General features: G+C 54.2%; 5 protein-coding genes. 2 read left to right on the forward strand and 3 right to left on the reverse strand.

The genetic code is table 11. The features are described 5' to 3' along the window. The 3 genes from B2R48_RS09245 to B2R48_RS09255 all read right to left on the reverse strand — a co-directional run. A partial coding sequence (locus B2R48_RS09245; protein WP_296999511.1) for a methyl-accepting chemotaxis protein occupies positions 1-1,676 on the reverse strand: 1,676 nt, incomplete at its 3' end. A 164-nt stretch (positions 1,677-1,840) separates the two neighbouring features. Continuing rightward, a complete protein-coding gene (locus B2R48_RS09250) occupies positions 1,841-4,279 on the reverse strand; it encodes a two-component system response regulator (protein WP_296999513.1) in 2,439 nt (812 codons plus the stop codon). A 5-nt stretch (positions 4,280-4,284) separates the two neighbouring features. After that, positions 4,285-5,343, reverse strand: a complete 1,059-nt coding sequence (locus B2R48_RS09255; RefSeq protein WP_296999515.1) for a sensor histidine kinase — start codon at positions 5,341-5,343, stop codon at positions 4,285-4,287. Between the two features lie 425 nt (positions 5,344-5,768). Here B2R48_RS09255 and B2R48_RS09260 point away from each other — a divergent pair, with 425 nt between their 5' ends. Both B2R48_RS09260 and B2R48_RS09265 read left to right on the forward strand, forming a co-directional pair. Next, positions 5,769-7,361: a lysine--tRNA ligase gene (locus tag B2R48_RS09260; protein WP_062955603.1), complete on the forward strand. Its 1,593-nt coding sequence runs from the start codon at positions 5,769-5,771 to the stop codon at positions 7,359-7,361. A 136-nt stretch (positions 7,362-7,497) separates the two neighbouring features. Beyond that, positions 7,498-8,444, forward strand: a 947-nt coding sequence (locus B2R48_RS09265) for a proline dehydrogenase family protein (protein WP_296999518.1), incomplete at its 3' end; no start/stop codon positions are given.

Here is an 8,444-nt window from a genome sequence, read left to right on the forward strand (position 1 = left end):
GCAAAGCCTTTGCCCGCTTCGCCCGCACGGGCCGCCTCGATCGTGGCATTCAGTGCCAGAAGGTTGGTCTGGGCGGCAATGTCATTGATCAGGCTGACGACTTCACCAATGCGATCTGCAGCCTCGGCAAGGCCGGTGACCATGGCGTTGGCTTTTGAGGCTTCGTCAACAGCGGTGTTTGAAATATCCGATGACTTTGCGACCTGCGAACTGATTTCCTGAATGGAGGCGGACAGTTCTTCGGTTGCCGAGGCGACTGTCTGCACATTGGCGCTGGCTTCATCAGCTGCCGCTGCAACGACAACAGCCTGTTCAGAGCTTTCATCTGCGGCACGGCGCATCTGACGCGATACCGTTTCCATGTTGCTTGCACTGTCAGATACATTGACAACAATGGACCCGACAGACTTTTCAAACTCGTCAGCCATTTGCAGGCGCGTGCGGTTGCGTTCCTCGCTGGCCTTCTGTTCGGCTGCGAGCTTCTCTCGTTCCGCCTTTTGCATGCCTGCCGACGCTTCTTTAAAGGCTTCAAGCGCCTTGGCGATCGACCCGATCTCGTCATTGCGTTTGAGATAAGGGACGGTGACGTCAAACTGCCCTTTCTGAAGATGATCAATCACACCCGCCACACGGGTCATCGGGCGCGACACAAGACTTCTGGTGGATAGGAGAACCACGGCGATCACAATCGCAAGCAGGATGAGACCGCCGATCAATGTCGTGTTGCGCAGACTATCCGCCGGGGCATAGACAGTCGCCAGCGGAACATTGACAACCACACCCCACTGATTCGGGTATCCGGTGATTTCAACCGGAACAATCATGTGCATGGTGGTCTCACTGTCCACGCGGCTAGAAGTGCCATTTTCCATTGCGTCAAGAATGGCGGCATGAACACTGTTTTCGGGATCAAGCGTCGTTCCGCGTATTTCAGGGTCTTCGTGTGCCACCCAGGTACCTTGTGCCGACACAAGATTGACCGTGCCGGTGCCAAACGGGGTCAGCTCGGCAAAGCGTTCGGAAAGGGCATTGAGTTCCAGATCAACCCCCAGGACGCCAAGAAACTGACCACTGGCGTCTTGCACCGGATAGACAAATGAGGTCAGAACCACATCGCGGCCCTGAATGTCATAGGTGATGGCGTCGGTGACGTAGGGTTTATTGGTGTCACGCGGGGCGGTGTAATATTCGTTGACCTCGGGATTGTCCAACCCGGTCAGGTGATAGGGCGTAATGCCGTCACCGAAATTATAGTAATAGGTGACATACTTCCCGGTGCCGTCGCCAAATGGTTCGCCTTCGTCCTTGTAATCGGCATCCTTGCCGTCAAGGGCATTGGGTTCAAACCCGGACCAGGCCCCCGCAAGGGTCGGGTTATCTACCAGTGTGCGATTGAGGATTTCGTTATATGCGCTGCGATCCGCACCGCCTTTTTCGCGAATTGCGCGGAAGGTGCCCGCAAGGTTTTTCGCGACCAGCATCCCGCCATTCAGAACGCTGCCTGCCTGCTGGGCATGATGGCTTGCCACTGCGCGTGTCTCGCCGACGGTCAGTTCCTCGGTGGTTTGGTTTGTCTGGATGGTTTGAAGTGAAATGCCTGCAATGAGGCAAAGCGCGATGGCCATTGCACTCACAAGTGTGAGTTTCGCGCCCAGTGACAGGGAGGAAAAGTTCATTCAGCTATCCTTCCGACTGATGCTTTCCTGTGAAAGATCGCAATGCATTATTACTGTAGCCAACGCAGTGGCTTGGTGATGCAAACAGGCACGGCACGTTCGCATGCTATTCTAAAGTAGAATACATTATATGGGAAGATATCTGCCGGGTTGGAGTGCTGTCGTTAAAACGGTTTCGCTTTTCGGATAGTCGGCGCGAAAACTTCGTTGGCCGGGACCGGTTTGCCAAACAGGAAGCCCTGCAATTCGATGCCGGGTACTTCACGCAGGAACTCGTACTGCTTTTTGGTTTCAACCCCTTCGGCGGTGACTTTCAGTCCAAGGGCATTGGCCATTGCCAGCATCGCGTTGATCAAGGCGACATCGTCACTGTTGCCGGGGAGACCATTGACAAAGGCACGGTCGATCTTGATGCGGCTGATTGGCAGGCTTTTGATCGAACGCAGGCAGGAATAGCCCGTACCGAAATCATCGATTGCCAGCGAGACCCCCACCTCGCGCAGATCATGCAGGGTTTGAATCATGCTGTCTTCATCCTGAATCATGCTTTCGGTGACTTCGATTTCAAGATGCTCGGCCGGCAGGCCGGACATGGCAAGTTCATGGGCGATGGAATCGGCAAAGCCTGCAAGCTGAAGCTGGCGGGCAGATACATTCACCGCCATCTGGATTTTTTCGCCATACTCATCCTGCCAGATACGGGCCTGTTTGCAGGCCTCGCGGAGCACCCAGCTGCCAATTTCGATAATAAGACCGCTTTTTTCGGCAATTGGAATGATTTCGCTGGGGCCGACAAGTCCGTGAACTGGATGATTCCAGCGCAGAAGTGCCTCGACGCCGACCATTTCACCGCTGATGCCATCAATCTGTGGCTGGTAATGCAGCACCAGTTCATCATTGTCCAGACCACGGCGCAGCTCAAGCGACCGGGTCATGTAATGAGTGGCATTCGCCGTCATTTCCGGTTCATACAGTGCCAGGGTCCTGCGCCCGCGATCCTTGGCGGCATACATCGCGGTATCTGCAAGTCGGATAAGGTCATGTGACGAGCGACCATGGTCGGGATACATGGAAATGCCGATACTGGCCGAAATGTTCATTTCATGGCCGCTGATGTAAAATGGGCGTTGCAGTTCCTGAATGATTTTTTGCGCCAGATTGGCGGCCGCCGTTTCATTGGGGATGTTTTCGCGAATGATCAGGAATTCATCGCCACCAAGACGAGATATCGTGTCTGTGCGTTCGGTTATGCCCTTGATCCGGGTTGCTGCAATCAGGATAACCTGGTCACCAGCCGCGTGGCCCAGCGTGTCGTTAATCGTCTTGAAATCATCGATATCAAGAAACAGGCACGCCACCATGGTGCCATTTGGTTCCGAGCGTTCAATTGCACGGTTAAGCCGGTCCGTGGCAAGCAGGCGGTTGGGCAGGCTGGTCAGTCCGTCATACTGGGCAAGATAATGCAATTCCTGTTCGGCCTGGCGGATGGCAGTCCGATCCGAAACGATCATCACGAAATGCGTGAGTTCGTCTTCCTCGTTCTCGACGGCAATTACCTGTAATGCCAGCGATATCGGATTGCCCTTTGCATTGCGGGTATCAAGATCACGACGCCAGTGACGGCGGGTGCCGATCCCGGCAAACAGTTCCTGAAAGAACTCGGCAGGATGTTCATTGGGCGAGAAGAAATAGGGCGGCTTGTGCAGCGTGTTTTTTTCGGTTTCGCCGGTAATGCGGTAGTAGGCCCTGTTGGCGTTGGAAACGTTAAGGTCGGGATCAAGGATCAGAATGCCATCCTGTGTCGTTTCAAACACGGTCATGGCTTCGCGCAGTTTATCCTGCGTCAGGCGCTGATCAGTGATGTCTTGCATCATACCGACGATACGCTGGGATCCTTTGCGCTCATCGCCGAATGATTTCCCGCGTGCACGGAACCAGCGATAGTTCTGGTCGTCATCCAGACTGCGAAAGACGACATCGTAAAATTCGCCATGGTCAACCGCATAGGCAAACGCCTTGCGCACCATGTCGCGGTCTTCGGATGAAACGCGTTCCAGAAACGTGTCCCAGCTTTCTGTGACAGTTTCTGCTTCCTGAAGCGGATCAAATTTGCCAAGGCCCGTACTGTGCATTTGACGGGTGCCGACATCAATTTCCCAGCAGCTCATCTGGGCGGCGTTCATGGCAAGTGACAGGCGCTGTCGGGTTTCTGACAGTGCGACTTCGGCGGTACGGCGTTCCAGCGCCATCTGGATGGTGGCATGCAATTCACGATCGGAAAACGGCTTGATCAAAAATCCATAGGGGCGGGTTTTCTGGGCACGCGCCAGTGTCGCGTCTTCGGAATGTGCCGAAACATAAATCACCGGAATCATCAGGTTTGGCGGGATGCCTGCTGCGGTCTCGATCCCGTCAATATCGCCATCAATGCGGATATCCATCAAGATAATGTCGGGTGGATCAAGTTTGATGGCTTCGAGTGCGTCATTGCCCCGCGTATGTGCGCTTGTGCGTTGATAGCCAAGCTTCTCAAGCTGTTTGCGCAGATGCAGCGCGATAATGCGTTCATCCTCGACAATCATGACGTGGACCGGATGTTCCATCCTGATCAGTCCTCCATCGCGAATGTAATGATGAATGTTGTCTCGCCTTCGGTAACCACATCAAGGGTGCCGCCAATCTGATCCACAAGCAGATGGATTAATTGAAGGCCAAGGCCATCACTTTGGCCGGGTTTGAAGCCCTTTGGCATGCCGCAACCATTGTCCGAGACCCGAAGGGTGACAACGTCTTGCTTGTTCTTGCTGGCCGAGACATCAATCTGCCCTGACCGGCCATCCGGAAAAGCGTGTTTGAGTGCATTGGTGATCAGTTCGTTTGCAATCAGGCCACTCGGCACGGCCTGTTCAATCGCAAGCTCGACATCGGACAGGTCGCTGTTTACCCGCACACGTGCGATATCGACGTTGAATGACGCCAGAAGCGACGAGATCAGGCTTTCGCAGAAATCAGCAAAGTTCACTTTGGCAATGTCTTCGCTTTGATAGAGCGACTGGTGAATTTGCGCCATGGAGCGCACCCGGTTGCAACTGTCGATCAAGGCTTCACGGGCCTGAATATCGATGACCGAGGTGGTCTGCATGTCCAGAAGGCTGTGGATGATCTGCAGGTTGTTCTTTACCCGGTGATGGACCTCGGAAAGCAGGGTTTCCTTTTCGCGAAGTGATCGGGCAATCTGTTCTTCGCGGTGCTTGCGTTCGGAAATGTCGGAAATCGCGGCCAGGATCTGCTGGTTTTTGCCATCGGTAATCGGATTGAGACCAATTTCGACAGGAAACTCGCTTCCGTCCTTGCGCAACGCGTAAAGGTCGCGTCCGGCCCCCATCGGGCGCGGGTTTGGATTATTCGTATAGGAGCCGCGCAAACGGGGATGACCGGCACGAAAACGTTCGGGCACGAGCATCTCGATCGGTTGACCAAGCAATTCAGTTCGGGAATAACCGAAAATGATTTCGGTTTGGGCATTGACCATTTCCATGGTGCCGTCAGCCCCGATCAGGATCATGGCGTTTGGCGCGTATTCGACCACGCGTTCAAACCTTTGATCCTGGCTTCCCGACGGAAAGTCTTCTTCGGTGATCTGTACACCGGTCTCTCCAAACGACATCAACGCACTCCAACTTCGTGTTCGCTTTGTCAATCGGGCCTGATCGCGTTTTTAACTGATCATCGGATTTAAATTGGACTAATAATACAAATCATTTCAATTACATGTTTTTACACACAAACATTAGATCTACTTAAGCGCGTTAGCCCAAGTTGCGATATTTGCATCCGGTAAATGGAATTCAACTACACTTAGGTGTAGCCGGGGTGCGGATATCCAAATCGTATTTTGGCGCAAATTGTGGGTGATCGGGGCGCGAATTCCGCGATTATGTGGCAGCCATGCACAACAGGTGCTTGATCTTGACCCAAAGTGAGGTATAGCTTCGCGCAAACATGCGATCAGGATGGTCGCGTGTCAGGGTCTTGACCCAAAGCATATTCCCCGAGAATTAAACGATCCAACTGACAAACAAGGTTTCAAAAATGACAGCCGATCTTCGAGATGCCGCACTTAACAGCAACGTCTGGGCTTTTCAGGAAGCCAGCAAGCTGGTCAAGCGGTATAAACAGAAGGCGCCTGAAAAGGGCTATGTCCTTTTTGAAACCGGTTATGGTCCGTCGGGTCTGCCCCATATCGGCACCTTTGGCGAAGTTGCGCGCACGACCTATGTCCGTCGCGCGTTCGAAACCATGTGCGATATCCCGACCAAGCTGTTCTGCTTCTCCGATGATATGGACGGCCTGCGTAAGGTCCCGGACAATATCCCGAACAAGGACATGGTTGCCGAACATCTTGGCAAGGCGCTGACCAGCGTTCCCGATCCGTTTGGAACCCATGAAAGCTTTGCGCATCACAACAATGCCAAGCTGCGCGAATTCCTTGACGGTTTCGGCTTTGAGTACGAATTCAAATCTTCGACCGACTGCTACAAATCGGGCATGTTTGACGAGGCGCTTCTGCGTCTTCTGGAACGTTATGACGCGATCCAGAAAATCATGCTGCCGACCCTTGGTGAAGAACGCCGCGCGACCTATAGCCCGTTCATGCCGGTCGAGCCGGGCACCAACAAAGTCCTGATGGCCAAGGTCACCGAACTTAAACCCGAGAGCGGCAGCATCGTTTACGAACACCCGGAAACCGGTGATCTTGTTGAAACGCTGGTGACGGGCGGCAATTGCAAACTTCAGTGGAAGCCGGACTGGGCGATGCGCTGGTATGCGCTGGGCGTTGATTATGAAATGGCAGGCAAGGACCTTATTCCGTCGGTCGAGCTTGGCAACAAGATCGTCAAGGCGCTTGGCGGCACCCCGCCGGAAGGCTTCAATTACGAGCTGTTCCTTGATGAGAACGCCCAGAAGATTTCCAAATCCAAGGGTAATGGTCTTTCGATGGAAGACTGGCTGAAATATGCGCCGGAAGACAGCCTGTCGCTGTTCATGTTCCAGAAGCCGAAAACCGCAAAGCGCCTGTATTTTGATGTCATCCCGAAAACCGTGGATGAATATCTGACCTTTGCCGAAAAGCTTAAAACCGAAACCGATCCGACCAAGATCCTGCAGAACCCGGCCTGGCACATTCATGCCGGAACTGCGCCGGATCGCGACATTCCGCTGTCGTTCGGCATCTTGCTGAACCTGGTTTCGGTCTGCAATACCGATGACCGTGATCTGCTGTGGAAGTTCATTTCACGTTATGTCACCGGTGCAACCCCGGAAAGCTCGCCGTATCTCGATAAGCTGGTCGGCTATGCGATCAACTATTACAATGACTTCGTCAAACCGACGAAAAGGTACCGCGCCCCGACCGAGGCAGAGCAGGCCGCCCTTAAAGACTTGCGCGACGCCTTGTCCAAAGTCGCACCGGGCACCGATCCGTCCGACATCCAGACCGAAGTTTTCACCGTGGGTAAAAACCACAATTACGAAAACCTGCGCGACTGGTTCAAGGCGCTTTACGAAGTGCTGCTTGGTCAGGAACAGGGGCCGCGCATGGGCTCCTTCATCGCCCTTTACGGCCTTGATGAAAGTGTTGCGCTGATCGACCGTGCGCTGGCGGGTGAAGACCTATCTGCATAAGGTTGCGCGATCAAATGAATTTGCAAACGGCTCGCCCTTGGCGGGCCGTTTTGCGTTTTGGGTCATATCATTCAATAATCTGTCGACCGGATCGGATATGGCGGAGCTTTGCGTCACCAGCAGGGAATTGAATGATATGGGCTTTTGGCAAAAATCGATGATTGCGGTTGCGTGTTCCAAGCCGCTTCGCGCCGTGGGCGAGGCAATTGGTCGCAAGACAGGACTGGCCGCACAGTTTGTCAGTGCCGGGGACGGCAAGGGGCATGTTGCACGGGCAAGCGCGCTTAAGGCCAGCGGCATTCGGATTTCCAGTTTTTATCTTGGCGAATATGTCACGGATATCACCCAGGTTCGCGAAACCGTTGATCAGTTGCGCGCGGTCATGCCAAGCCTGCATCAAGCGGGCCTTGATGTGCATGTTTCCATTGATCCGTCGCAGCTTGGCTATATGCAGGGTGCGGCGATCCTGACCCAGCATGTTGACGAAATTGCCAGCCAGATCCGCGACATCGCAGCACAGGCAGATGGCGGGCAGACCGTCCGGCTTATGATCGATATGGAAGATTTCGACATGGTCGATGATACGCTGGCGCTGCATCATCGTTTGCAGGATGCCGGTATTCCCGTGGCCCAAACCCTGCAAGCACGTTTGCACCGGACGGAATCTGATCTGAACGACATGATCGCACGCGGGGCGATGGTGCGGCTGGTCAAGGGGGCCATGGCCCCGCCAGCAAGTGTCGCCTTTACCGAACGGCCCGAGATTGATGGCAATTACCTCGCACTTGCCGGGATGATGTTATCGGACACGGCAAAGCAAAACGGATTTTTCCCGGTCTTTGGCAGTCACCATCGCGAACTGGTGCTCAAGATCGCGAAGCTTGCCGATCAAAACGGCTGGGCGCGGGATCAGTTCGAGTTCGAGATGCTTTATGGCGTTAATCAGCCGTTGCAACGTGAACTGGTTGCGGCGGGATATCGACTGCGGCTTTATGCGCCGTTTGGCAAGGACTGGTGGGCTTATGCCTGGCGCCGGGTGGGGGAGAACCCGCGCAACCTGTCGCTTTTGCTGAAATCGGGGCT

Origin of the sequence: Thalassospira sp. UBA848 (assembly GCF_002295455.1) — a bacterium.
Classification (GTDB): Bacteria; Pseudomonadota; Alphaproteobacteria; order Rhodospirillales; family Thalassospiraceae; genus Thalassospira.